This is a genomic window from Streptomyces erythrochromogenes (genome assembly GCF_036170895.1).
Lineage (GTDB): Bacteria > Actinomycetota > Actinomycetes > Streptomycetales > Streptomycetaceae > Streptomyces > Streptomyces erythrochromogenes.
Genome location: NZ_CP108036.1, coordinates 7,089,995 through 7,114,378, shown reverse-complemented (window position 1 = coordinate 7,114,378; position 24,384 = coordinate 7,089,995). Strand labels below are relative to the sequence as shown.

At 72.1% G+C, this 24,384-nt stretch carries 19 protein-coding genes; 13 read left to right on the top strand and 6 right to left on the bottom strand.

Annotation, left to right across the window (positions count from 1 at the left end; genetic code table 11):
* Positions 1-7: 7 nt before the first annotated feature.
* Positions 8-3,487 (bottom strand): BTAD domain-containing putative transcriptional regulator, encoded by a 3,480-nt coding sequence (locus OHA91_RS32550; protein WP_328740533.1) that lies wholly within the window; start codon positions 3,485-3,487, stop codon positions 8-10.
* Between the two features lie 233 nt (positions 3,488-3,720).
* Here OHA91_RS32550 and OHA91_RS32545 point away from each other — a divergent pair, with 233 nt between their 5' ends.
* From OHA91_RS32545 to OHA91_RS32515, 7 genes are all read left to right on the top strand, one after another.
* Positions 3,721-4,941 carry an ROK family transcriptional regulator gene (locus OHA91_RS32545; RefSeq protein WP_266503564.1) on the top strand — a complete coding sequence of 407 codons (1,221 nt, stop codon included), beginning with the start codon at positions 3,721-3,723 and terminating at the stop codon, positions 4,939-4,941.
* A 12-nt stretch (positions 4,942-4,953) separates the two neighbouring features.
* Positions 4,954-5,052, top strand: coding sequence for a putative leader peptide (locus tag OHA91_RS32540; RefSeq protein ID WP_328740532.1), 99 nt, complete (start codon positions 4,954-4,956; stop codon positions 5,050-5,052).
* 241 nt (positions 5,053-5,293) lie between these two features.
* Complete coding sequence (locus OHA91_RS32535) at positions 5,294-6,856, top strand: ABC transporter substrate-binding protein (protein WP_266503562.1); 1,563 nt, start codon at positions 5,294-5,296, stop codon at positions 6,854-6,856.
* A gap of 4 nt (positions 6,857-6,860) precedes the next feature.
* On the top strand, positions 6,861-7,805 hold the full coding sequence (locus tag OHA91_RS32530; RefSeq protein ID WP_328740531.1) for an ABC transporter permease: 945 nt from the start codon (positions 6,861-6,863) through the stop codon (positions 7,803-7,805).
* Positions 7,806-7,807: 2 nt separating this feature from the next.
* Positions 7,808-8,653, top strand: coding sequence for an ABC transporter permease (locus OHA91_RS32525; protein WP_266503559.1), 846 nt, complete (start codon positions 7,808-7,810; stop codon positions 8,651-8,653).
* A complete protein-coding gene (locus tag OHA91_RS32520; RefSeq protein ID WP_381701186.1) occupies positions 8,650-10,545 on the top strand; it encodes an ABC transporter ATP-binding protein in 1,896 nt (631 codons plus the stop codon). The genes OHA91_RS32525 and OHA91_RS32520 overlap by 4 nt, the downstream gene beginning before the upstream one ends.
* Complete coding sequence (locus OHA91_RS32515; protein ID WP_328740530.1) at positions 10,542-12,881, top strand: arylsulfatase; 2,340 nt, start codon at positions 10,542-10,544, stop codon at positions 12,879-12,881. Before OHA91_RS32520 ends, OHA91_RS32515 begins: the two co-directional genes overlap by 4 nt.
* A 262-nt stretch (positions 12,882-13,143) precedes the next feature.
* Here OHA91_RS32515 and OHA91_RS32510 read toward each other — a convergent pair whose 3' ends face one another.
* Together OHA91_RS32510 and OHA91_RS32505 are read right to left on the bottom strand one after the other, a co-directional pair.
* On the bottom strand, positions 13,144-14,409 hold the full coding sequence (locus OHA91_RS32510; RefSeq protein WP_328740529.1) for a hypothetical protein: 1,266 nt from the start codon (positions 14,407-14,409) through the stop codon (positions 13,144-13,146).
* 214 nt (positions 14,410-14,623) lie between these two features.
* Positions 14,624-15,532, bottom strand: a complete 909-nt coding sequence (locus OHA91_RS32505; RefSeq protein ID WP_031156599.1) for a LysR family transcriptional regulator — start codon at positions 15,530-15,532, stop codon at positions 14,624-14,626.
* Between the two features lie 246 nt (positions 15,533-15,778).
* Here OHA91_RS32505 and OHA91_RS32500 point away from each other — a divergent pair, with 246 nt between their 5' ends.
* From OHA91_RS32500 to aspA, 5 genes are all read left to right on the top strand, one after another.
* Complete coding sequence (locus tag OHA91_RS32500; RefSeq protein ID WP_031156597.1) at positions 15,779-16,570, top strand: gamma-glutamyl-gamma-aminobutyrate hydrolase family protein; 792 nt, start codon at positions 15,779-15,781, stop codon at positions 16,568-16,570.
* A gap of 31 nt (positions 16,571-16,601) precedes the next feature.
* Positions 16,602-17,333, top strand: a complete 732-nt coding sequence (locus OHA91_RS32495) for a FadR/GntR family transcriptional regulator (RefSeq protein ID WP_078959562.1) — start codon at positions 16,602-16,604, stop codon at positions 17,331-17,333.
* Positions 17,330-18,769: an amino acid permease gene (locus tag OHA91_RS32490; protein ID WP_031156592.1), complete on the top strand. Its 1,440-nt coding sequence runs from the start codon at positions 17,330-17,332 to the stop codon at positions 18,767-18,769. The genes OHA91_RS32495 and OHA91_RS32490 overlap by 4 nt, the downstream gene beginning before the upstream one ends.
* Before the next feature lie 90 nt (positions 18,770-18,859).
* Positions 18,860-19,882: an asparaginase gene (locus OHA91_RS32485; protein WP_037633741.1), complete on the top strand. Its 1,023-nt coding sequence runs from the start codon at positions 18,860-18,862 to the stop codon at positions 19,880-19,882.
* Between the two features lie 71 nt (positions 19,883-19,953).
* Positions 19,954-21,363, top strand: coding sequence for an aspartate ammonia-lyase (gene aspA, locus OHA91_RS32480; protein WP_031156587.1), 1,410 nt, complete (start codon positions 19,954-19,956; stop codon positions 21,361-21,363).
* A 27-nt stretch (positions 21,364-21,390) separates the two neighbouring features.
* On the opposite strand, the gene OHA91_RS32475 is transcribed toward aspA, so the two are convergent.
* Together OHA91_RS32475 and OHA91_RS32470 are read right to left on the bottom strand one after the other, a co-directional pair.
* Complete coding sequence (locus tag OHA91_RS32475) at positions 21,391-21,819, bottom strand: nucleoside deaminase (RefSeq protein ID WP_031156585.1); 429 nt, start codon at positions 21,817-21,819, stop codon at positions 21,391-21,393.
* On the bottom strand, positions 21,816-22,679 hold the full coding sequence (locus OHA91_RS32470; RefSeq protein WP_031156583.1) for a TIGR03619 family F420-dependent LLM class oxidoreductase: 864 nt from the start codon (positions 22,677-22,679) through the stop codon (positions 21,816-21,818). The genes OHA91_RS32475 and OHA91_RS32470 overlap by 4 nt, the downstream gene beginning before the upstream one ends.
* A gap of 94 nt (positions 22,680-22,773) precedes the next feature.
* Between OHA91_RS32470 and OHA91_RS32465 the strand changes: the two genes are divergently transcribed.
* A complete protein-coding gene (locus OHA91_RS32465; RefSeq protein WP_031156581.1) occupies positions 22,774-23,241 on the top strand; it encodes an Lrp/AsnC family transcriptional regulator in 468 nt (155 codons plus the stop codon).
* A gap of 640 nt (positions 23,242-23,881) precedes the next feature.
* Here OHA91_RS32465 and OHA91_RS32460 read toward each other — a convergent pair.
* Positions 23,882-24,265, bottom strand: a complete 384-nt coding sequence (locus OHA91_RS32460) for a DNA glycosylase AlkZ-like family protein (RefSeq protein ID WP_408059201.1) — start codon at positions 24,263-24,265, stop codon at positions 23,882-23,884.
* Between the last annotated feature and the right edge of the window lie 119 nt (positions 24,266-24,384).

Below are 24,384 nucleotides of genomic sequence, written 5' to 3'. Positions count from 1 at the left end.
GGCCTCGTCAGCCGGCCGGCGCGCGCTCGGCCTCTTCGGCAGCGGCCAGCGCGTGGGGGGAGTCCCACTTGCGTGCGACGTCCGCGGCCTGCCGGAAGGCGTCCCGCGCGGCTGCCGTGTCGCCCAGCAGCGCGTACACCTCGCCCAGCGCGAGGGCGAGCGGGCGGGTGCAGAAGGCGGTGGTGGCGGCGGATCCGAACTGTTGCCGCAGGGGCAGGAGCAGCGGCACGAGGGCGGCCGCCGCCGCGGTGTCGCCCAGCAGGCGGGCCAGTCGGGCACGCGCGCCGAGCCGTACGCCGTAGAAGTGGTCCGGTACGGGCAAGGTGTCGAACCGGACGGCGCGCGCCTCCTCGGTACGGCCCTGGAGCGCCAGAACCAGGGCCAGGGCCTCGCCGCCGCGGGTGCCCCACGCCGCATGCAGGGCGCGCGCCGGGGCTTCGACCTCCGCGATCCGGCCCTGGCTCAGTCTGATGGTGATGATCCCCCGGGCATGGAGGTCGGCGGCGCGGGGCGCGTTGTGTCGTACCAGGCGTTCGCGCACCTGCTCGTACAGGTGCTCGGCTTCCGTGAAGTGGCCGCGGGCGTGGGCGAGCATCGCGAGGGTGGACAGGCTCGCCGCCTCCGCCTCGGGCATCCGGTAGCGACGGGCCAGGGCCAGGCCTTCGTGGGCGTGGCGATCGACCTGTTCGGCGTCGTTGCCGATCGCGGCGATCATCGCGTCCGCCTGTTCGCACACCCATCGGTAGGCGGGCAGATCGTGGCGCCGGGTCAGTTCGCGGAGTTCGGCGACGACGGGTGCGCAGCCGGAGGCCTGGTGCTCGTGCGGCAGCAGCTTGGTCATGGTGGTGAGCGCCGCCGCGAGCAGGGCCGGGTCGCCGGTGGAGCGCGCGAGGGCCAGCTGCCGCTCGGCGAGCCCGGCCGCCCGTTCTCCCGTGTCGTCGGGCAGCTCCTCCACCAGCGTCTGCAGGAGCCGCGCGCGGTCGGCGGGCGCCAGCCCGGGGCGGGCGGTCAGCTGCTCCAGGGTGTCGACGACGTACGTGTCGACCGTGCTCTGGTTGCGGGTGAGCCACGGTGTGGGCTCGGTCCACGCCGTGAAGGCCGCGACGGCGAGATCGGCGCGGCCGGCGTACTGGGCGCAGTCCAGGGCCCGGCGGCGGGTGCGTGCGGCGGCGTCCCCCGAGCCGGCCCGGATCTGGGCGCGCGTGAGCGCGCCGAGCAGGCCGACGGTCCGCTCGGCCCGCGCGTCGGCAGTCTCGGGTATCAGCTCGGCCGCGTCGAGGGCCTGGCGGAGCAGGTCGGCGCTCACGTCGTGGGCGTACCGGTGCTCGGCGAGGGCGGCGGCGCGCACGGAGTGGTCCACGGCCTGGGCGGCGTGGCGGGGGTCTCCGGAGCGGGTGAAGTGCAGGGCGAGGGCGGACAGGTCGTCGGGCCGGAGCCGGGCCAGGGCCTCGGCCACCCGGCCGTGCAGAAGGCCTCGGCGCAAGCCCGTGAGATCGCCGTACACGGTGTCGCGCAGCAGCGGGTGGGTGAAACGGACCCGCCCCGGGCCCGGTTCGGTGAGCAGGCCCGCGGTGACGCAGGCCTCCAGCGCCTCGATGACGGCGGCGGCCGGGGCGGCGGCCGAGAGCACCGCGACGTGCGTCTCGGTGCCCGCGACGGCGGCGAGCCGCAGGATGTCGGCGGCCCCGGCGGGCAGCCGGGCCAGGCGTTCGCGCACCACGTCGCGGATTCCGTCGGGCACCCCTGCCGCGGCTGCCTGCGCCTGCCCGCTCGCCAGCAGGCGGGCGCTTTCGGTGACGTAGAAGGGGTTTCCGCCGGTCCGGTCCGCGAGGACGGTGACCACGCGGTCGTCCACGTCCGCGCCGCACACGGCCCGGACGAGCGCCGCGACCTCGGTCCTGTCCAGGCCGTCGAGGGCGACCCGGAAGGGCTGGCGGCGCGCCAGTGCGGCGAGCAGCGGGGCGAGACGGGCGTCGGCGTGGCCCGGGCGGAACGCCGCCACGACGAGGAGCGGGGCGCCGTCGATACCGGCGGCGCTGCCCAGCAGGGCCAACGTCTCCGCGTCGGCCTCGTGCAGGTCGTCGATGAACACGGCGAGCGGCCGGTGCACGGCTGCGGCCGTCAGCCACTGGTTGAAGGCGGAGTGGAGGTGGAAGCGGCCCGCGGTGGCATCGCCGGCCGCGCTGTGAGCCACCGGCCTGCCGGGGGTGATCAACGCAGCGAGCGGACCGACCGGCTCCGGGGGCAGCACCGATGCCAGCCTGCCCAGAGCCTGCGCCCACGCCCAGGCTGCGGGGGCACCCTCGTCGTCCGGGCAGCGCCCCTCCACGACGGTCCATCCCTGCGCCCGCAGCCCGGCGGAGAAACATTCCAGCAGGGAGGACTTGCCCGCACCCGCCTCGCCGGAGACCAGGGCGACCGCACCGCTTCGGAGTGCCGCGCCGGCAGCGGCGGCCAGCGAACCGAGCTCGCGCTCCCGCCCCACGAAGACCCGGCCGCTACTGCGGCGCCCCGTGAGCCCGGGCCTGCCGGAGGCCTCGGCGGGCCGGGCGTCTCCGGCGCTGCTGCGGTCCGCGGTACGCACTGCTGCGGCCGGAGGGGGTCCGTCGGAGCCGACGGGGGGACGCAGCGGATCCGCTCCGCCCTGGACCTGCACCGCCGGCTCCCGCCGGTGGTCGGCATCCGTCAAGGAAGCCCCCGTCCCGCGGATCGCGGCCGCGGGCACCGCGGCGTGCAGGACCTCGGTGCGGCGGGTGAGGATCGCCTGCTCCAACTCCAGCAGAGCGGGCCCGGAATCCAGACCGAGTTCCTCCGCGCACACGGCGGCCGCCCGGCGCAGGGCCGCTAGGGCGTCGCCCTGGCGGCCGGTCGCCCACAACCCGAGGGCGAGCAGCCGCCAGCCCTCCTCGCGGAGCGGATGGCTGCGTACGTGGGCCTCGGCAGTCGACAGCACCTCCTGTGCGCACCCGGCTCCCAGCCCGGCCGCCATCGCCATCTCCTGAGCGGTCAGGCGGAGTTCGGTCAGGCGTGCCGTTTCGGCCACGGCCCAGGGCTCGCCGTCCCAGTCGGCGTACGCCTCGCCCCGCCAAAGCCGTAGCGCGCCCTCGAGGAGCCGGACCGCCTCCGCCGGAGGTGCGCTGCGTGCGCGGTGCACGGCCGATTCGAAGGCCCAGGCGTCCACGGCGTCGTCGGGAAGGCGAAGGGCGTACCCCTGCGGACTGCTGACGAGCAGGCTGGACGCCCCACGCGAAGGCCGGCCGGGCTCCAGGAGCCCGCGCAGGTTGGAGATGTAGACGTGCAGGGAACTGCGCGGCTTGGCCGGCGGCTGCTCCTCCCACACCGCCGCGACGATACGGTCGACCGGCACGGCCGACCCCCGCGCTGCCAGCAGCCGTCCCAGAACGGTCCGCTGGTGCCGCCTCCCGGCCGGCACGGACTGCCCGCCGACCACCAGCTCCAGCGGGCCCAGCACTTTCACACGCACCATGATCGAGCCAATGTAGCAACCCCGTTGAAACGAAGGGACCGACCACCAAGCGGGCCTGCGCGTGTACCTCTGGAGCAGCCGACCGCGCTGTCGCCGCCATGGCCGAGCTGGACATCGGCATCTCCGCCCACGACGGCGGCAGCCTACGATCAGCACCGGGACCCCGGCTCCCCGCGCGGTCCGTACGCGCGACCTCCCCGCCGGAATCACGTGCCCGAGTGAGGACCCCACAGATGCCCGCCCCGCTGAACAGCCCCTACCAACAGCTCCGCGGCGGCGACGGCCGACGGGAGGCGAACACCTCCGCGGTGCTGCGTACCGTGCTCGACCACGGTCCGGTGGCGCGCAGGCGGATCGCCGCCCTCACTGGGCTCAGCCCGGCGGCGGTCTCACGGCAGGTGCTCGACCTCGCCCGGCTCGGGCTGGTGCGGGAGCGCCCCGAACTGGTCGCCGCGGCGGGCGTCGGCCGCCCGCAGGTTCCGGTGGACATCGACTCCGGGCGGGTCGCGGTGGCCGGTGTGCACATCGGAGTGCCGGGCGCGACGCTGTCGCTGATCGACCTGCGCGGACGCATCCTGGCCCGGGAGGACGTGAGCAGTCGGGGGCCCGGCCGGACCGCGATCCTGGAACGGGTGACCGGGCGGCTTCCGGCCTTCCTCGCCGCGCACAAGGGCGCCCTCAGCATCGCGGGTGTGGGCGCGGTGCTGGGGGGAAGAGTGGATCCGGAGCGGGGGATCGCGGTGCGGCATGAGCCGCTCGGGTGGTACGACGTACCGCTGCGCGCCGCACTGGAACGAGCCACCGGACTGCCGGTGTACGTCGACAATCACGCGCGCGCCCTCGCCCAGTCGGAGATCCTCTTCGGCCACCCCGACGCCCAGCACAGCATCGTGGCGATCTTCGTGGGCCATGTGGTCGACGCGGCTCTGGGCAGTGGCGGCCGGGTGCACCTCGGCCCGCGCGCGGCCACCAGTGACCTGGCCCATCAGCCCGTCCCCGGCAGCCGGGTGAAGTGTCCCTGCGGGCGGACCGGCTGCTTCGAGGCCGTCGTCTCCGACACCGCCCTGTTCGAGGAGGCCACTGAGCTGGGCATCATCGCCGAACCCGACCGCGCGCTGCTCTCCGAGGCCGTGGCGGCGGGACATCCCGGCGCCGACCGTCTGGTGCGGCGCCGGGCACGGCTGATCGGCCGGGCGGTCGCGCTGCTGGCCGACCTGGTCAACCCGGACGTGGTGGTCGTGCACGAGACGTTCTCAGGAGCCCATCCGAGGTACCTCGACGCGATCCGCACGGAGGCGGTCGGGCGCTCGCACCTGTGCGACGACCCGGAGCGGATCGTCGCGCCGGGTACCGGGGAGCGGGCTCTGGACGTCGCGGCCGGCACGGCTGTTCTGGCCAACATCTACGGTGATCCACTGCGAACAGTGGCGTTTGACCAATCACCGGGTGTCTGACAACCTGCGCGCATGACCCCGACCGTGCGGCTCGTTTCCCGCAGGCATGTCGACCTTTGTCGGCACGCCAGCGCGATCTGTGCCGTGCCGTCGCCGGGCTGTCCTCGCTGACTTCTGCGGTTTCAGCCTGCCTCCGGGCCGCCCCGGCTCCGTTCCCGCCCGACGGGACCACCGGTGAGACGCGGCCGGCCACACCCTCGTACCGCACCCCGCGCCCCGCGCTCCCGACCGGACCGCCGCGCCGCCACCGCCTGCGATGGACCGCACCGGGTCCCACCTGCAGGTAATTAGTTCCGCTCAGATCGCAATTAACTTCTCTTCTCGATTTCCCCATCGCCAAGGCGGTTCCATCATGACCACGCTCCCCCACCTCTCCCGCCGGGGCCTGTTGCGCGCCCTGGGCGCCGGCTCCGTCCTCATGACGCTGGGCGCCTGCCGCTCCGCGGTCGACGACAGCGCACCCGCCGCCTCGGCGAGCCCCCGCAGGGGCGGCACCCTGACGGTCGCGCACGGTGTCGACTTCACTCCGGCCCTGCTCTTCGCGGTGAGCGCGATGACGCTCGTCCCACGCCTGGTGTTCAACACCCTCACCCGCTACGACGACAAGCTGCGGCCGCAGCCGGAGCTGGCGAAGTCCTGGCAGGTGGCCCCGGACGGCAAGAGCATCACCTTCGTGCTCCGCGACGACGTCACCTTCCACAACGGCCGCAAGTTCACGGCGGACGACGTCATCTTCGCGGTGCAGAACCTCCAGAACCCCGTGCGCGCCGCCCAGTTGAGATCCACGGCGGCCGCGGTCACCTCGTTCGAGAAGCGGGGCGACCACGAGATCACCCTCGGTCTCGCGCATCCCGTCAGCAACCTGTTCGACCTCTTCGAGTTCATGTTCATCGCCGACAAGGACTCGGTCGAGGACGCGGTCGCCGGCAAGCAGCTCATCGGCACCGGGCCCTACACCTTCACCGGCCGCAGCCCCGGCTCTTCCCTCAGCTTCGCGCGCAACGAGCGCTACTGGCAGCCCGGCCGTCCCTACCTCGACAAGGTCGAGATACGCATCATCCCGCAGCCCGATTCGCTGCTCTCCTCGCTGCGCACCGCCCAGTCACAGCTCTCGTTCGACGTCCGGGGCCAGGACGTGGCGCAGCTGAAGGACGACAAGCAGTTCCGTATCAGGGGCTACGACACCGGCGCCGGCGCCCTCTACCTCGGCGTCAACGTCACGGAGCAGTACACCAGCGACAAGCGCGTACGCCAGGCGCTCGCCTGGGCCGTGGACCGCGAGCGCATCGTCAAGCAGGTCCTCGGCGGCTACGGCCAGGCGAGCGCCGCCCCGTGGCCGAAGTCCTCCCCCGCGTACAGCGACGCCAACGCCACCCACTACACGCACGATCCGGTCAAGGCGCGGGCCCTGCTGAAGGAGGCCGGCCACGACACCCTGTCCCTGCCGCTGGCCCACGCCGCGGTGCCCAGGGTCACGGCCATCGCCCAGATCATCCAGTACGACCTGAAGCAGATCGGCATCACCACCGAGCTCCAGCCCTACGACTCGGCGACCATGCAGAAGAAGCTGATCGCCCAGCAGATGCCGGCCCTGTGGACCATGGGCCACGGCTTCGCCCAGGTCCACCCGTCCACCCTGGCCGTCAGCGCCTACCCCTTCAACGAGGCAAAGAACACGTCCCGGTTCAGCTCGCCCGCCTACACCGAAGCGGTACGGGAGGCGTGGGTGCGGAGCGACGCGGAGAGCCCCGAGGCGCTGGCGGCCTACCAGCGGGTCAGCGACCAGCTCCTCGACGAGGCCTTCATCATCGACCTCGCGGTGGAGGCTTCGGTGGAGGTCGCCACGGCCAAGGTCCACGGAGCGGACCTCAACAAGTTCGGCTACCTCATCCTCGACGACGCCTACCTGGTGTGACGCCGTGCGCTCCTACCTGTTGAAGAGGGTTCCGTCCGCGCTGCTCGTCCTGGCGCTCGCCTCGTTCGTCATCTTCGTCATCCTGCGCCTCATCCCCGGCGACCCCGCCACCACCCTGGCGGGACCGGACGCCGGACCCGCTGCCATCGAGGCGATCCGCGGCCGACTCGGCCTGGACCGCCCGCTGCCCAGCCAGTACGTCACCTGGCTCGGCGATCTCGTGCACGGCGACCTCGGCCCCTCGTACGCCATCGGCGGCGAGGTCTCCGAGCTGATCGGTCAGGGGCTGGGCCGGACGGTGGAGCTGACGCTCGGCGCGCTGGTGCTGGTGGTCGTGCTCGGCCTCGCCCTCGGGCTGCTGGGGGCGACCGGGCGCGGCCGCGGGGTGCGCGCCGCAGCGCAGGCGGTCACCACCGCCTCGCTGGCCGTGCCGCCGTTCGTGACCGGGATCGTGCTGGTGCTGGTGTTCGCGGTGGGCATGCGCCTGCTGCCCCCCGGCGGATACCGGTCGGTGCTCGACGCCCCCGACATCGGCCTGCAGTACCTGCTGCTGCCGGCGCTGTGTCTCGCCCTGCCGAGCGCCGCCGTCCTCGGCCGCTACCTCAAGGACGGCCTCGAGCGCGCCCTGGCCGAGGACTACGTACGCACCGCCACGGCCCTGGGCGTCAGCCGTCGGCGCATCGTCTGGCGCCACGCACTGCCGGGCGCCCTGCCGCCCGTGGTCACCGTACTCGGCATGCAGGTCGGACAGTTGCTCAGCGGGGCGGTGCTGGTGGAGGCCGTCTTCGCCTGGCCGGGGCTCGGCATGCTCGCCGAACAGGGTGTGATCCGCCGCGACTACCCCGTGGTCCAGGCACTGCTCCTGCTGCTGGTCGCGGTGTTCGTCGCCGTGCAGCTGCTCACCGACCTCGTCTACGCCTGGCTGGACCCCCGGATCAGGTGGGCGTGACCATGACCATCACGGCCACGTCCTCCTCGCTGCGCGCCCGCAACCGCTACCTCGCCGGACTGCTCAGTGCCCGCGGCATCGCCGGCCTCGCGCTGGTGTCCGCGGTCGCACTGGCCGGACTGCTGGCTCCGCTGCTCACGTCCGCCGATCCACTGGCACAGAGCGGTGACGCACTGGCCGGTCCGTCGACGGGGCATCCGTTCGGCACCGACGACCTCGGGCGCGACCTGTTCAGCCGGGTGCTCCACGGCATCCGCGCCGACCTCGCCATCGGCCTCGTGGCCGTGCCCGTCGCCGCCGCGGCGGGTTGCGCCCTCGCGCTGCTCTCCGTCTCCTCGCGGGCCGCCGATGTCGCCGTCCAGCGGGCCTTCGACCTGGTGCTGGCCTTCCCCGGCCTGATCCTCGCCCTGACCATCACCGCCATCTGGGGGCCGGGACGACTGCCGGTCGTGGTCGTGATCGCGCTGGCGGAGGCGCCCGCCTTCGGGCGGCTGCTGCGGGGCGCCGTCCTCGTACAGCGCGAGCGCGAGTACGCCGTCGCCGCACGGGTGGGCGGCGCGGGGCGGCTGCGCGTCCTGGTCCGCCACGTGCTGCCCAACGCGATCGACCCCGTCGTGGTGCAGATCGCCACCGCCCTGTCGATCGCCGTGTTCATCGAGGGCGCCATGAGCTTCATCGGCGTCGGCATCCGGCCGCCGGAGCCCTCCCTCGGCAGCATCCTCAGCCAGTCCACGTCCTACGTGGGCACCCATGCCACTTTCGCCGTGGCGCCGCTGATCGCGGTGACCGCACTCGTCGTCGGCTTCACCCTCGTCGCGGAAGCCCTGAACCGGGGGATCCGACAGTGAGCCCAGCCACGACCCACTCCGCCACCGGCACCATCACCGCTGCCGGACGCGCCGCTGCGCTGCTCGACGTACGCGGCCTGCACGTCGCATTCCCCCTCGGTGCCGGTACCGTGCGGGCTGTCCGGGGCGTCGACTTCTCCCTCGGCGCGGGCGAGACGCTGGGCATCGTGGGCGAGTCCGGCTCGGGCAAATCCACCCTGGCCCTCTCGCTCACGCGCATGCTGCCGGGTGGCGGCCGCGTCACCGGCGGCTCCGTCCTGCTCGACGGGGAAGACCTCGTCGCGGCCGGTGAGGAGGCGCTGCGCCGCGTCCGGGGGAGCCGGGTCGCAATGGTCTTCCAGGACCCGATGGCCTCCCTCAACCCGGTGCTCTCCATCGGACAGCACCTGGACGAGGCGATGCGCGCCCACGGGCGCGGCGACCGGCGTTCGCGTCGGGCCCGCGCGCTCGAACTCCTGGGCCTGGTCGGCATTCCCGATCCCGCACGGCGGATCGACGACCACCCGCACCAGTTCTCCGGCGGCATGCGCCAGCGCGTGATGATCTCCCTCGCGCTCGCCAACGAACCCGACGTACTGATCGCCGACGAACCGACCACCGCGCTCGACGCCACCGTCCAGGACCAGATCCTGCAACTGCTGGAACGGCTGAACCGGGAAACCGGCACCGCTCTCGTCCTCGTCACCCACGACATCGGAGTCGTCGCGCGCGTCTGCCGCCGGGTGATGGTGATGTACGGAGGAACGGTCGTCGAGGACGGACCCACCGAGCGTGTGCTCACCCTCCCCCGACACCCTTACACCGCCGGACTGCTGGCGGCCGTGCCGCGCCTGGAATCCCCTTCGGGCACCCGCCTGCTCGGCATTCCCGGCAGCCCGCCCGACCCCGCCGCCCCCGCCGAGGGGTGCGGCTTCACACCCCGGTGCCCGCTGGCCGAGGACCGTTGCCGCGAGCAGGCGCCCCCGCTGACCGCAAGCGCGGATGGCGTCCGCTCCGCGTGCTGGGTCACCGGCCCGAAGGACTTCACCGTCGGCCGGGAACCCGCCGACGACCGCGGAGCCCAGCCGTCCGCCGACCCGTCCGCCACGCCGCTGCTGGAGGTCACCGCGCTGCGCAAGACCTTCCCCGGCCGGGGCCGGGCCGGACGACGCGATCCGGTGGTCGCCCTGGACGGAGTCGACCTCGTCCTGCACCCCGGTGAGACGCTGGGGATCGTGGGCGAGTCGGGATCGGGGAAGTCCACGCTCGCGCGCACCCTCGTCCAGGTGTACGAACCGACCTCCGGAGGCATCCGCTTCCGGGGGCGGGAGCTTTCCGCCGCGTCCCCCGAGACGGCCAAGGCGCTGCGCCGTGAGGTCCAGATGGTCTTCCAGGACCCCTTCTCCTCCCTCAACCCCCGGATGACCGTGGGCCAGATCATCGCCGAGCCGCTGATCGCGCACGGCCTCGGCGACCGCGCGGAACGGGCGGAGCGGGTGGCCGCTCTGCTACGGCAGGTCGGCCTCGATCCGGACGTCGCCGGGCGCCATCCGCACGCGTTCTCCGGCGGTCAACGCCAGCGCATCGGCATCGCCCGCGCGCTGGCCCCCGAGCCGTCGGTCCTCATCTGCGACGAGCCCGTCTCCGCCCTCGACGTCTCCGTCCAGGCCCAGGTCGTCAACCTCCTGACCGACGTGCAACGCGACCTCGGACTCGCCCTGTTGTTCATCGCCCACGATCTCGCGGTGGTGCGGCAGATCAGTCATCGCATCGCCGTGATGCACCGCGGGCAGGTCGTCGAGACCGGCGCGGCCGACCAGGTCTGCACACGTCCCGCCCACCCCTACACCCGCACCCTGCTCGGGGCCGTTCCCCGGACCGCCCCGTCCTCTCCGAAGGAGCTCCGCCCATGACCAACCCGCGTACTCCCGGCACCCCGAACCGCCGCGATCCCTACGACGGTTTCGCCGGAAAGGTGGGCCGTACCTTCGCCGAGTCCGAGCCCTCCTGGCAGCCGCCGCGCCGGCCCGGCGGCCGCGCCCCGAACATCGTCGTGGTCCTCGTGGACGACATGGGCTACAGCGACATCGGCCCGTTCGGCTCCGAGGTCCCCACCCCCGTACTCGACGGACTGGCCGAGGACGGTCTGCGGCTGGCCAACTACCACACCATGCCCCTGTGCTCCCCCGCCCGCGCCGCGCTGCTCACGGGTCTCAACCCGCACCGGGTCGGGTACTCGACCGTCGCCAACTTCGACCCCGGTTTCCCCGGCTACGGCATGGAGGTCGGCGAAGACGTCCCCACCCTGGCCGAGGTCCTGCACGACGCGGGCTACGCCACGTACGCCGTCGGCAAGTGGCACCTGACCCGCGACTCGGCGTCCAACGCCGCCGACGACCGGCGCAACTGGCCGCTACAGAAGGGCTTCGACCGGTACTACGGCGTACTGGAGGGCCTGACCAGCCTGTTCCACCCGCACCAGCTGGTCCGCGACAACAGCCCGCTGGACATCGACGAACTGCCCGACGGCTACTACTACACGGACGACATCACCGACGAGGCCATCTCCATGGTGAAGTCGCTCCGCGCGCACGACCCCGACAAGCCGTTCTTCCTGTACGTCGCCCACAACGCCGTCCACGGCCCCCTCCAGGCCAAGCCCGCCGACATCGAACGCCAGCGCGGGCGCTACGACGGCGGCTGGGACGCCCTGCGCACCACCCGCTTCGCCCGCCAGATCGCCGACGGCCTCTTCCCCGAGGGAACCGCCCTGCCGGGACGCAACTCCGAGACGGGCCACGACGTGGGCCCCTGGGAGGAGCTGGCCCCCGAGCAACAGCGACGCTACGCCCGCTACATGGAGGTCTACGCGGCGATGGTCGACAACATCGACCAGAACCTCGGGCGGCTCACCGGCACTCTGCGCGCACTCGGCGAACTCGACAACACCATCGTCGTCTTCACCTCCGACAACGGCGGAACCGGCGAAGGCGGCGCCGAGGGCACGCGCAGCTACTTCAGCCGCTTCGTCCACCAGCCCGTCCCGGACGACTGGAACGAGGACGTGGACCGGGACACCGACCTCATCGGCGGCCCGCAGAGCCTGGTGCACTACCCGCGCGGCTGGGGCATGGCCTCCAACACCCCCTTCCGGCTCTACAAGGGCCAGACCTACGCCGGCGGCGTGCGCGTGCCGTTCGTCATCTCCTGGCCCGAGGGACTCCGGCGGGCCACCGACGACTCCGGGATCCGGCAGCAGTACCAGTACGTCACCGACATCACCCCCACGCTCCTGGAACTCGCGGGCGTGCGGCGCCCGGAACGGTGGCTCTCGCGGCCCGCGCAGGAGCTGGACGGCGTCAGCTTCGCCCCCGTCCTGCGCGACGTGCGGACACCCAGCGCCCACACCGAGCAATACTGCGAGATGTCGGGCAACCGCAGCTACTACCGGGACGGCTGGAAGCTGGTCACGCTCCACCGTCCCGGCACACCGTACGACGACGGTGAATGGGCCCTGTACGACCTGCGCACCGACCCGACCGAAACCACCGACGTCGCCGAGGACCACCCGGAGGTGGTGAAGGAACTGGCCGCGGCCTGGGAGGCGGCGGCCTGGCGCGACGGTGTCTTCCCGCTCGCCGACGGCAGCGGCGCGCTGGCCCGCCGCAACCCCGCCGAGGAGCGGTTTCACCGTCCCCTCACCCTGCTGGCGGGCACACCCGAGCTGGAGCGGTACCGCTCCTCCCGGCTCATCTCCTTCCGTTCCTTCGACGTCACGGTCGATCTCGACGAGCACGCCGTCTCGGACCAGGGCGTGCTGGTCTCGCACGGCGACCAGGGCGGCGGCTACAGCCTGTACGTGGAAGACGGGCGGCTGCGGTTCGCCTACAACGAGTACGGCGAGCTGCACGAGACCGATGCCGGCCCGCTGCCGGCGGGCCGGCGCAGCGTCACGCTCTCGGCCACCGCGGAGGAGGGTCTACGCTGGGAGTTCCGCATCCTGATCGACGGTGTGGAGACCGGCCGCTCGGACAGCGTCCACCAGCTCATCGGCATGGCGCCACTGCAGGGCATCAGCGTGGGCGTGGACCGCAAGTCCCCGGTCTCCTGGCCGGTCTACGAACGACACGGCAGCTTCCGCTACACCGGCCACCTGCGCTCGGTGACCTACAACCCCGGAGCGCAGGCGCCCTACGACCCGGCGGTCGTGGCCCACGCGCTGAAGGAGGCAGCCGCCGCCTTCGAATGACGGGAAACGCGCACGGGGCCGGCGCTCCACCGCCTGCGGGAATCCCCACTGCTTCCTGCCCCCCTGCAGGGGCGGCCGCGACCCCGGCAGCGTCACCGCTGTCCAGGGCCGTACCGGAGCCGCCACCCGGCGGTCCGCGGACATCCCGTACCTCGCCCAGGTGCCCCGGGCCGCCGAACACGCCGGGTTCCACTCGCTGTTCTTCGACGTCCACGACAAGCGCAAGGCCGGGGCCCGACGCTCTGGCAGTGGCCGCGCGTCTTCACGGTCCGGAGGGCGTGGTGGTCTCTTCGTCGGTGAGGCGGGCCCTCCAGTCACTGACGTATGCGTCGGGCATGGAGGCCAGGCGGGCGATCTCCGCGTCCCCGCGTCCGTCGGACCAGGCCAGGATCCGCGTCACGGTGCGGTTGCGTGCGGCGCGGAAGTCCTTGAGCACGTTTTCGAGGCGTTCGACTTCCTCGCCCTCGTGGACGAGTTGCCGGTCGACGGCGGAGCGTTCCGCGCCGCGCAGCCGCCGGAGATGGGCGGTCAGGCCCGTCAGGGCCAGCCCGTGTTCGTGCGCGGCGTTCTGGAACGTTTCGGCCAGGGACGCCAGCACGCAGTCGGGGACGTCGGCGAGGGTGGCTCCGAGGGGCTTGGCCGCTTCCCAGGTGTCCCGCCCGGCCTCCGTCGTCTCGAGCCAGGCGCGGGCGTCTGTCGGAGTACGGTCACCGCAGGCCCGTGCCCGGTAGGCGTACAGGGCGGCGCGGTGGCCGTAGAAGGTGAAGCCGTCCTCTATCTGCTGGTCGGCGTCGCGGCAGATCCGGCCCGGTACGCCGCCATAGCCGTTCGGGGGGCTGTAGTCGGCGTAGGTGTCGAGTTCCGCGTCCGTGGCCAGGTCCCAGGAGGGGTCGCACAGCCCGGGGTTGGCGGCCAGGAAGGCGCCGACCTCGACGCGCCAGGCCGGGACCGGTGTGGTGCGCGGTCTGGTCCAGTGGAGTTTCCCGGAGGGGTCGAAGGCGGGGGTCGCGGCCTGTTCGATGTCGTCCCATGCGGTGGCCGCCTCGGCCGACCACTCGAGCTCGCCTCCGGGCCCGATCCGGTGGATCGAGTCCACGAGCCGCTGCACGGCGGGCAGGACGCGCACCGCGAGCGCGTGCAGTTCCCCGGCGTCGAAGAAGCGCCATGTGCAGCCGCGTTGTTCGTCGTGGCTCAGGTGGCCGAGCAGCTGCACCATGATGCCGGGGTCGGGGACGATCCCGTCGCCGAGTGCCCTGCGGGGGATGCCCGGGAGCCTGCTGCCAGCGGACTCCTGCGGGGCCCGCCAGTCGGTGTCGCCGAACCAGACGGCGCCGTCGCGAGCGTCCACCGCCAGCCACTGCTGGTAGCCGACTCCCGGGCCGTAACGCTGGTCCTGCTGTTCGGCGTTCTCGTCGTGCCATACGTACTCGGCCGGGGGCGGGTCCAGCTCTGCGGCCATGAAGCCGTCCTCGGGGCGGTAGCCGGTGAGGACGTGCGCCGTTCCCGGCGCGCTGTCGGCTGCGGTCATGAGGGGATTCCTCTCGGTGGAACGTCAACCGCGGCAAACGTAGTGGGCCCGTCACACAATAGTTTAACTTTCAGCCACAGTGTCCGGTAGTCGGACACGGCGGGAAGTCGGGCGCGCCGGTGAGGTCTACGCGCGTGCGACGGCCGTCAAGTTGGCCGCTTTTCACGTTCCCCCACGATCCGTTCACCCGCGCGACCCCGGGACGTCGTGCGCCTTACGCGAGCGCGGCCAGCGCTTGGGCGGCGAGCATCTCCTCCAGGTCCAGGACGACGCGCGGGGCGTGCCGGGTGTCGATGCGGACGGCGTAGATGAAGCGCGTCAGCTGCGGCTCGGCCAAGGGGCGGGCCACCACCTGGGTGTGCGTGCGGGGCAGGGCGAGTCGCGGCATGACGGCCACGCACAGGCCCGCGGCCACGAACCCCAGCACCGTGTTGAAGTCGTCCCCCTCGTATTGCAGACGAGCCTGGAAGCCGGGCGTGTTGGCCATCTGCGAGAGCAGTTCCAGGCGCAGTGCGGCCTCCGGAGCGGCGATCCACGTCTCGGAGGCGAGGCTGGCCAGGTCGATGACCTCCCGGTCGGCCAGGCGGTGGCGCGCCGGGACGACGGCCACCACCGGATCCCGTGCGACCAGCGTCCGGCGCAGCATCCGCGGCGGCGGGACGGGGATGAAGTCGTAGTCGTAGCTGAGCGCCAGGTCCATGTCCCCCCGCTTGAGCCGGTTGTAGCCGGCTTCGGGCTCCAGCTGGCTGAGGCTGACCTGCACGTGGGGGTAGGCCGCGTGGAGTCGGGCCAGCGCCTGCGGAACGATGCCCGTGGCGGCCGAGGCAAAGGCGCCGAGCCGGATCCGTCCGGCCGTCCCGGCGCGCATGGCGCCGAGTTCGACCGACGCCGCCGCCAGCGTGCTGCGGACGCCCTGCTCCGCGCCGAGGAGGACTTCGCCGGCCGGTGTGACGCGAACGGGACGCCGCTCCAGCACCCTGAGGCCGGCCCGGCGTTCGAGTTCGGCGATCTGCTGGGAGACGGCGGGCGCGCTGTAGCCGAGTTCGCGTGCGGCGGCGCTGAAGGAGCCGTGCCGCACGACGGCTTCGAGGGTGGCGAGCAGGCGGGGGTCGAGTCCGTGCACGGAGTTAAGGCTCACTTATCTGTCGCGAAGATGTGTTTTCTTGTGATTGGAGATGAACGCCAGCAGGATTCTTACTCGCGGCGAGAAAACGCAAGCCTGCGCTCCTGGACCGCGAACACCCCTCCCCCGCCGTCACGGTGGCCTCCGCCCTTACCCCTCGCCACCCGCCGCCGCCTGCCGTGGCGGTGGCGGCCGGTTCGGCTGCGGCTGTCGACGGCCACCCCTCATGCCCCGAAAGGAAGTGGTATGCCCCAGCCACCGCTCATCGGACTCACCACCTACCTCGCCCACGCACAGTGGGGCGAGTGGGACCTGCCCGCCGCAGTGCTGCCCGCGGCCTACGCGGACTGCGTCCGGGAAGCCGGCGGCCGCGCCGTACTGCTGCCGCCGGACGCGCCGGAGGCCGCGGCCGACGTGGTCGGGCGTCTGGACGCGATCCTCCTGGCGGGAGGCGAGGATCTGGATCCCGCCCTGTACGGAGCCGTGCCTCATCCGCGTACCGGGCCGCCGGTGCGCGAGCGCGACGCGTGGGAGTGGGCCGTACTGGCCGCCGGCCTCGCCCGCGACATACCCGTGCTCGGGGTGTGCCGGGGGATGCAGCTGCTGAACGTACACGAGGGCGGCACCCTGATCCAGCACCTGCCCGACCGGGTGGGCCACGACGGCCACAACCCCTACCGGGGCCACTTCTGCTCCCACGCCGTGACCACCGCGCCCGGGACACGGGTCGGCGCCCTGCTGCCGGGGACGCACCAGGTCGCCACGCACCATCATCAGGCGGTGGACCGCCTCGGCGCGGGACTGGTCGTCGCCGCCCGTGCGGCGGACGGCACCGTCGAGGCGATCGAGAGCACCCGGCACCGCTTCGCCGTGGGTGTCCAGTGGCACCCGGAGATGGGCGCCGACGCGCCGGTCGTGCGGGCTCTGGTGGCTGCCGCGGGTTCTGCCGGAGGTACCGCTCCTGCCCTGACGGCCGGACGGAACGCGCGCACGGTACGAAACGCGCCGGGCCGGACTTTCCCGGTACAGGTGCCTTGACACCCCGGGGCGGACCCCCCAGGATCACACCGTGAACCTGTCAGACAGCCAGACAGGTGGCCCCCTTCCCCGGCGCGTCAGTGCCATGGAAGCGGTCTTCGGCCACCTGCGCAGCGCCATCGAGCGCGGTGAGTACGCGGTGGGCGACAAGCTCCCCTCCGAAGCCGAGTTGTGCCGCACCCTGGAGGTCAGCCGGCCCGTACTGCGGGAGGCGCTCCGGGCCCTGCAGGCCATGGGGTTGACCGTGTCCAAGAGCGGCAAGGGCACGTTCGTCCTGGCGAACACGGTCGAGGACCCCACCTTCGGCGACTACGCCGCCAGCGACCTGCTGGAAGTGCGCCGACACGTCGAGATCCCGGTCGCCGGGTACGCCGCACTGCGCCGCACCCCCGAGGACCTGGACCACCTGGGCCATCTGCTGGACCGGATGGAGCAGGAGACCGACACCACCGCATGGGTGGCGATGGACACCGTGTTCCACCTGGCCGTGGCCGAGGCCTCCCGCAACCCCGTCTTCCGCCGCGTCATCGAGGAGATCCGCGACGCACTGGCGCGTCAGTCGACCTTCCTCAACGAACTGGGCGGCCGGCGCGAGCAGTCCAACTGCGAGCACCGGGCCATCCTGGAGGCGCTGGTAGACGGCAGCGAGCACGACGCGGTGGAGGCCATGTCCCACCACCTGCGACGGGTCGAGACGACCCTCACCGACATCGTGCGCTCCCAGCGCACCACCGCCCCTACGGAAGGCAGACCCGAGGCGTGAGCGAGCAGTTCCTCAAAGACGAGAAGCGCCCCACGACCCGTCACGTCGACGCCGGTGACACCGGCTACAGCAAGACCTTGAAACCCCGCCACGTCAACATGATCGCCATCGGGGGCGCGATCGGCACCGGGCTCTTCCTCGGCGCGGGCGGACGCCTCGCCGACGCCGGCCCCTCCCTGTTCATCGCCTACGCCGTCTGCGGGATCTTCGCGTTCCTCGTCGTGCGCGCGCTCGGCGAGCTGGTCCTGTACCGGCCGTCCTCCGGCGCCTTCGTCTCCTACGCCCGTGAGTTCATGGGGGAGAAGGGCGCGTACACCGCGGGCTGGATGTACTTCCTCAACTGGGCGACCACCGGCATCGCCGACATCACCGCCGTCGCCACGTACACCCACTACTGGCACCTGTTCTCCGACGTCCCCCAGTGGGTGATCGCCCTCATAGCCCTGGCCGTCGTCCTCACCGTGAACCTCATCTCGGTGCGGATCTTCGGCGAACTGGAGTTCTGGTTCGCCATCGTCAAGGTCGGCGCCCTGGTCGTCTTCATGGGCATCGCGATCTTCCTCCTGGCGACCCGGCACCCCGTCGACGGCGCCGTCCCCGGCCCCGCCCTGATCACCGACAACGGCGGGATCTTCCCCAACGGCCTGCTCCCCATGCTGCTGATCATCCAGGGCGTCGTCTTCGCCTACGCCTCCGTCGAACTGGTCGGCGTCACGGCCGGCGAGACCGAGAAGCCCGAGGAGATCATGCCGAAGGCGATCAACTCGATCATGTGGCGCGTGGGCCTCTTCTACGTCGGCTCGGTCGTCCTGCTGTCGATGCTGATGCCCTGGAGCAGCTACAGCGCGGGCCAGAGCCCGTTCGTGACCGTGCTCTCCCACATCGGCGTCCCGGCGGCCGCCGACGTGATGAACCTGGTCGTCCTCACCGCGGCCATGTCCTCGCTCAACTCCGGCCTCTACTCCACCGGACGCATCCTGCGCTCGATGGCCGTCAACGGCTCCGCCCCGGAGTTCACCGCACGGCTCAGCCGCACCCAGGTCCCCTACGGCGGCATCCTCCTCACCAGCGGCATGTGCGTCCTGGGCGTCGGGCTCAACTTCGTGGTCCCCGCGGACGCGTTCGAGATCGTCCTCAACCTCGCCGCGATCGGCATCCTCGCCACCTGGGGCATGATCATGGTCTGCCACCTCCTCTTCTGGCGGAAGACCCGCGACGGCGAACTCACCCGCCCCTCCTACCGACTGCCCGGCTCCCCCTGGACCGAACTCGTGACGCTGGCCTTCCTCGCCTCCGTCCTGGTCCTCATGTACGCCGACGGAGGCGCGGGGCGCACCACCGTGCTGTGCGTACCGCTGATCGCCGCGGCGCTGGTCGCCGGCTGGTACGCGGTCCGCGGTCGCGTGGCGCGCGCCGCCGCCCGGAGCGACGGCTGAGCCGTACGCCCGCCCGCCCCGTCCGCCCGCGCCCGGGGGTGGCGGTCGCCGCCCCCGGTCAGCAGCGACCCACCACAGAACGAGGCAGTGATGCGCAGCAGTTTCCTCGCGGACGCGCCCGCGATCCGCGAGCCCCGGCACTCCCCCGTCGCCCACGTCATGCGGGGCGGCATGATCGAGGGGGTCCACTACGGTTCCGTCGCCGTCCTCGACGGCGAGGGCGCGGTCCGGACGAGCATCGGGGACATCGAGGCCGCCTGCTATCCGCGCTCGGCGCTCAAGCCGGTCCAGGCCGTCGCCATGGTGCGGGCCGGCCTGCCGCTCGACGGAGCCCTGCTCGCCCTCGCGATGGGCAGTCACTCCGGCGAGGAGCGCCACCTCGCGGGTGTCCGGCTGGTCCTGGAGCTGGCCGGTCTCACGGAGGCCGACCTGCGCAACGTCCCCGACCTGCCCTACGGCCCGGCCGTCCGGGACGCCTGGCTGCGCGAGGGCCGTGGGCCGTCCCGGCTCGCCCAGAACTGTTCCGGCAAGCACGCGGCGATGCTGTACCTGTGCAAGCTGTCCGGGTGGCCCCTGGAGAGCTACCTCGACGCGGACCACCCGCTCCAGAGGGCGATCGCCGAGGTCGTCGAGGAGCTCACCGGCCGGCACATCGCGAACGTCACCGTCGACGGCTGTGGATCCCCGCTGTTCGCGGTGTCCCTGCACGGCCTGGCCCGCGCCGCCGCCCGCATCGCCACGGCCGCCCCGGACACCGCCGAGCACCGCGTGGCGAACGCACTGCGCCTCCACCCGGAGATGGCCTCCGGTACCGGGCGGGACACCGCCGCGCTGATGCGCGCGGTGCCCGGGCTGCTGGCCAAGGACGGCTTCGAGGGCGTCCAGGTGGCCGCGCTGCCCGACGGCCGGGCCGTCGCCGTGAAGGTCGCCGACGGAGCCGACCGTGCGCGTACGGCCGTGACGGCCGCCGCTCTCGCACGTGCGGGAGTCGAGCCCCGGCTGCTCGCCGGGTTCACGGGCGAGCCCGTGACCGGTGGCGGCCGGACCGTCGGCGGCATCCGGCCGGTAGCGGCCCTGGACCCGCCCGGCGCCCGCGTCACCGCAACCGCCTGACACTCGCCTGCCCCTGTCCCCACCGTTGATCCGCCCACCTCAGGAAGAGGATCCGCACACCCGTGACCGCCTTGACCGCCTCCAGCCGCACCGAACACGACCTGCTCGGAGACCGCGACGTTCCCGCCGACGCCTACTGGGGCGTCCACACCCTGCGCGCCACCGAGAACTTCCCCATCACCGGCACGCCGATCTCCACCTACCCGCACCTGATCGACGCCCTCGCCGCCGTCAAAGAGGCCGCGGCCCTCGCCAACGGGGAACTCGGCCTGCTGGAGCCCGCGAAGGCGGCCGTCATCGTCGCGGCCTGCCAGGAGATCCGCAGCGGCGAGCTCCACGACCAGTTCGTCGTCGACGTCATCCAGGGCGGTGCGGGCACCTCGACCAACATGAACGCCAACGAGGTCATCGCCAACCGGGCGCTGGAGTTGCTGGGCCACTCCAGGGGCGAGTACGGGCACCTGCACCCCAACGAGGACGTCAACCTCGGCCAGTCCACCAACGACGTCTACCCGACCGCCGTGCGGATCGCGACCGTCTTCGCCGTGCGCGGTCTCCTCGACGCCATGGCCGTCCTGCAGAACGCCTTCGCCCGCAAGGCCGCCGAGTTCCACGATGTCCTGAAGATGGGCCGCACCCAGCTCCAGGACGCCGTGCCGATGACGCTCGGACAGGAGTTCTCCGCCTTCGCCGTCATGCTGGGCGAGGACCGCAGCCGGCTCGCGGAAGCCGTCGGACTCATCCACGAGATCAACCTCGGCGCCACCGCCATCGGCACCGGTCTCAACGCCCCGGCCGGATACGCCGAGGCCGCCCGCCGCCACCTCGCCGGCATCACGGGCCTGCCCCTGGTCACCGCTCCCGACCTGGTCGAGGCCACCCAGGACTGCGGCGCGTTCGTCCAGATGTCCGGCGTCCTCAAGCGCATCGCCGTCAAGCTGTCCAAGACCTGCAACGACCTGCGCCTGCTGTCCTCCGGGCCCCGCGCCGGACTCGGCGAGATCAACCTGCCGCCGGTCCAGGCCGGTTCCAGCATCATGCCGGGAAAGGTCAACCCGGTGATCCCCGAGGTCGTCAACCAGGTCGCCTTCGAGGTCATCGGCAACGACATCACCATCACCATGGCCGCCGAAGCCGGACAGCTCCAGCTCAACGCCTTCGAGCCGGTCATCCTGCACTCGTTGTCCAAGTCCGTCACCCACCTGCGCGCGGCCTGCCTCACCCTCGCGGAACGCTGCGTGAGCGGCATCACCGCCAACACCGAGATGCTGCGCGCCACCGTCGAGAACTCCATCGGCCTGGTGACCGCCCTGAACCCGCACATCGGATACACCGCCGCCACCGACATCGCCAAGGAGGCCCTGGCCACCGGCCGGGGGGTGGCCGAGCTGGTCCTGGAACGGGGGCTGCTGCCGGCCGAGCGGCTCAGCTCCCTGCTGCGCCCCGAGGTGCTCGCGGGAACCCGCCCGGCCCGTCCCTGACCGGGAGAGGGCGGCTGTGGCAGACGCTCAGCGGTAGTACCCCTCGACCACGGGCCGCACCTCGTCGAGCAACGCCGGGCCGTCCTGGGGCACCGGCTGCCGCCCGCTGCCCGGCCTGATGTCCAGGAGTTGTTCGTTGGACAGGGCGAACACCACCCTGCGCAGCCCCGCCTGTTGGATGACCGCTGCGCACATCCCACACGGTTGGCAGCTGGTGTACATCGTGGTTTCCGCCGCGGTGGCCACGTCCAGCTCCCTGGCGGCCCACCTCGCCAGCTTCAGCTCCGGGTGCGCGGTGATGTCCCTGTCGGTGAGGGTCGTGTTGTGCGCCTCTGCCAGGACCGTCCCGTCCGGCGCCGCCAACAGCGACCCGAACGGCGGGTCACCGCCCTCGCGCGCCTTGGCCGCGAGGGCGATGGCCCGCCGGAGGAAGGTGTGGTCGTCGGAAGTGGTCATGACGGTTCCGTTCCGGTGCGAGGAGAGTGGAGGTGGGCGGCCACCGTGGCGAGCGCCTGCCAGGCCTCCTGTGGCCGGCAGGTCTGGCGGGGGTCGCCGCTGTAGGTGTCGAGGACGACGGTCTCGGCGCCCAGCAGCCGCAGTTGGTCGAGGTCGTCCATGACCTGGTCGATCGTTCCCTCCCCTGCGAGCCGTTGCGGTCCGGTGACCGGCGCCTGGGTGAGCTTGAGAGCGATCCGGGGGGCCAGCGCGGGTACGGGGAGATCCAGCTCGTCCGCAGCCCCCTTCAGCCTGACCGCAGCTTCGCGCAGCCACGGCAGGGTGCAGCGCAGTGGATGCCATGCGTCGCCGAGCCGCACGGCACGGCGCAGCCCCGCGTCACTGTTGCCGCCGACCCACACCGGGATCCGGCCGCTCCCGTAGGAAGCGGTGTTCGCCCAGGCCGCCCGGATGTCCCGCAAGTGATCGTCGGTCAGCCGTCCCCGGCGTTCGAACGGGATCCCGAGGGCGGCGAACTCCTGCCGTGCCCAGCCCACCCCCACGCCGAGGACCAGCCGGCCGCGGCTCAACTCGTCCAGGTTGGCCGCCATGCGGGCGGTGAGCAGCGGGTGCCGATAGGGAGCGATCAGGACCGTCGTGCCGAGCCGGATCCGAGTGGTGAGACCTGCGAGCCAGGACAAGGTGGTGAACGGCTCGTAGAAGGGTGCCGGATAGCGCTCGGCCACGTCGGGGGTGATGGCGACGTGGTCCGAGACCATCAGCAGGTCGAAGCCCAGGCCCTCCAGGGTCTGGGCCCAGCTCCGCAGCATTCCCGGGTCGGTGCCGGGGCCGAAATTGGGGACGTTGATTCCGATCTTCACGGAACCCAGGCTAGTCAGGGAACAGGCGCCGGCAGAAGGGATTCGTGCCTGTTCAGGCCCGGTTCCCCAGTGGATCCACCGGTAATCTGAGCGGATGACCGAGAATCTTGACGCGACCGACTGGGCGATCCTGGATGAGCTCCAGCGGGACGCCAGGATCGCGTTCACAGAGCTGGCACGGCGGGTGAACCTGAGCGCGTCGGCGACGACGGAGCGGGTGCGGCGGCTGGAGGCGGCCGGGGTGATAACGGGGTACCGCGCGGAGGTGGACCTCGAGCGGACCGGATACATGGCACTGGCAGTGGTTCGGCTGAAGTATCCGGGCACCCGGCACGAGCCCTTGCGTCAACTGCTCGCGGAGCGCTCGGAGATCCTGGAGTGCCTGCGTACCACTGGAGAGGACTGCTACGTCCTGAAAGTGGCAGCCACGTCGATGGCCCAGCTGGAGGAGATCGTCGACGCGCTGGCCCGGTTCGGGAGCACGACCACCAACCTGGTCCTCAGTCCCACGCTGCCGTTCCGCGGCCCACGAAAGCCCGAGGCCGCTCCCCGGTCGCTCTGAGGGGACCGCCTCGACTCACTCGGCCACGGCAGCCGCCCGGCCGTCTTCGGGCAGCCCCCGTCCTGCCATAGTGCGGTTCGTCGAGTACTACCTCGAACCGACCCCGGCCGACCTGGCCGGCTTCACCGACCTCGTGGACGGCTCGTACCCGACACGCCGTACGTCGGCAGGACGACCGGGGCGCGCCACTCGCCTGGGTCCATGCGGCATCCCCGCCGCGGCCCAGAGCAGCCACCCGTTCGGCGACTGCGAACGGCTCAGGCAGCCAGGCCGCATCCAGGAGCGGGGCCTCTCCCCGGACGCCGACCAAGATCCGGTCCAGTTCCGGACCAGCCCGCCACGCATACCTGAGGGCAGTCCTGTTCCTGCTGGTCAGCTACTCCCCCAAGACGCTCGGGTTCTTCCAGAGCATGAAGTCCAGCTCCTGGAGGGCAAATTGCCTTCCAGGAACCTCTTCCGATTCGACACGGATCGGACGGGTTGCCCGCCAGTGTCATTCGAGTCGATCGTTGATGCTCGATTGCCGACGAGGGCTCGACGCCCTCACGCCGCGGCGGCCCAGCCCCTCCGATCCCCGCATCTTCCAGAGCCGGCATCTAGGGCGCCGGCCACCGGTTTGACCGCCGCCCCCCTCTGGTCATCAGGCGGGCCATGCGGAGAAGTCGCGCTCGAGGGGCGTGCGGTAGCAAGGGGGTGATGCGGTCACAGGGGCAGACTCGCGGTCGCGGACGGCGCGTGTCTCATGGCCCGGGTCCGCGACGAGGTGGTGGTTGATGCTGCCGTCCAGACGCTGGGCCCACGCGCCGATGACGCGGCCGTGCGCCCACACTGTGGGGCCGATAGTTCCGTTGCGGTCGAACAGCGCCAGCGTGTGGCAAGAATCGAGGTACCTGTAGCGCCAGCGCCATCCCATGGGGGTGGGTTCGAGGCCGGGCAGCAGCGTCACCCAGGGTTCGGGGTCGCGGTCCGGTTCGAGGTCCTCCGCCGGCGGCACCCGCCTCCTTTGTTCCTTGCCCTGGATCACCAGGGGAGCGGCGCCGGGGCGCGCCAGGGCCTCGTCGCGCCTCCTTGCCGACGCTCACCGTGAGGCCCTCGTCGTTCAAAAACTTCTCGGCGTCGACCTCGGCCTCACTCACACCATCC

Excerpts from the sequence above, each read along its gene's own strand:
- OHA91_RS32550 (WP_328740533.1), bottom strand. The coding sequence starts at position 3,487 with ATGGTGCGTGTGAAAGTGCTGGGCCCGCTGGAGCTGGTGGTCGGCGGG.
- OHA91_RS32545 (WP_266503564.1), top strand. The coding sequence starts at position 3,721 with ATGCCCGCCCCGCTGAACAGCCCCTACCAACAGCTCCGCGGCGGCGAC.
- OHA91_RS32540 (WP_328740532.1), top strand. The coding sequence starts at position 4,954 with ATGACCCCGACCGTGCGGCTCGTTTCCCGCAGGCATGTCGACCTTTGT.
- OHA91_RS32535 (WP_266503562.1), top strand. The coding sequence starts at position 5,294 with ATGACCACGCTCCCCCACCTCTCCCGCCGGGGCCTGTTGCGCGCCCTG.
- OHA91_RS32525 (WP_266503559.1), top strand. The coding sequence starts at position 7,808 with ATGACCATCACGGCCACGTCCTCCTCGCTGCGCGCCCGCAACCGCTAC.
- OHA91_RS32515 (WP_328740530.1), top strand. The coding sequence starts at position 10,542 with ATGACCAACCCGCGTACTCCCGGCACCCCGAACCGCCGCGATCCCTAC.
- OHA91_RS32510 (WP_328740529.1), bottom strand. The coding sequence starts at position 14,409 with ATGACCGCAGCCGACAGCGCGCCGGGAACGGCGCACGTCCTCACCGGC.
- OHA91_RS32500 (WP_031156597.1), top strand. The coding sequence starts at position 15,779 with ATGCCCCAGCCACCGCTCATCGGACTCACCACCTACCTCGCCCACGCA.
- OHA91_RS32485 (WP_037633741.1), top strand. The coding sequence starts at position 18,860 with ATGCGCAGCAGTTTCCTCGCGGACGCGCCCGCGATCCGCGAGCCCCGG.
- OHA91_RS32475 (WP_031156585.1), bottom strand. The coding sequence starts at position 21,819 with ATGACCACTTCCGACGACCACACCTTCCTCCGGCGGGCCATCGCCCTC.
- OHA91_RS32465 (WP_031156581.1), top strand. The coding sequence starts at position 22,774 with ATGACCGAGAATCTTGACGCGACCGACTGGGCGATCCTGGATGAGCTC.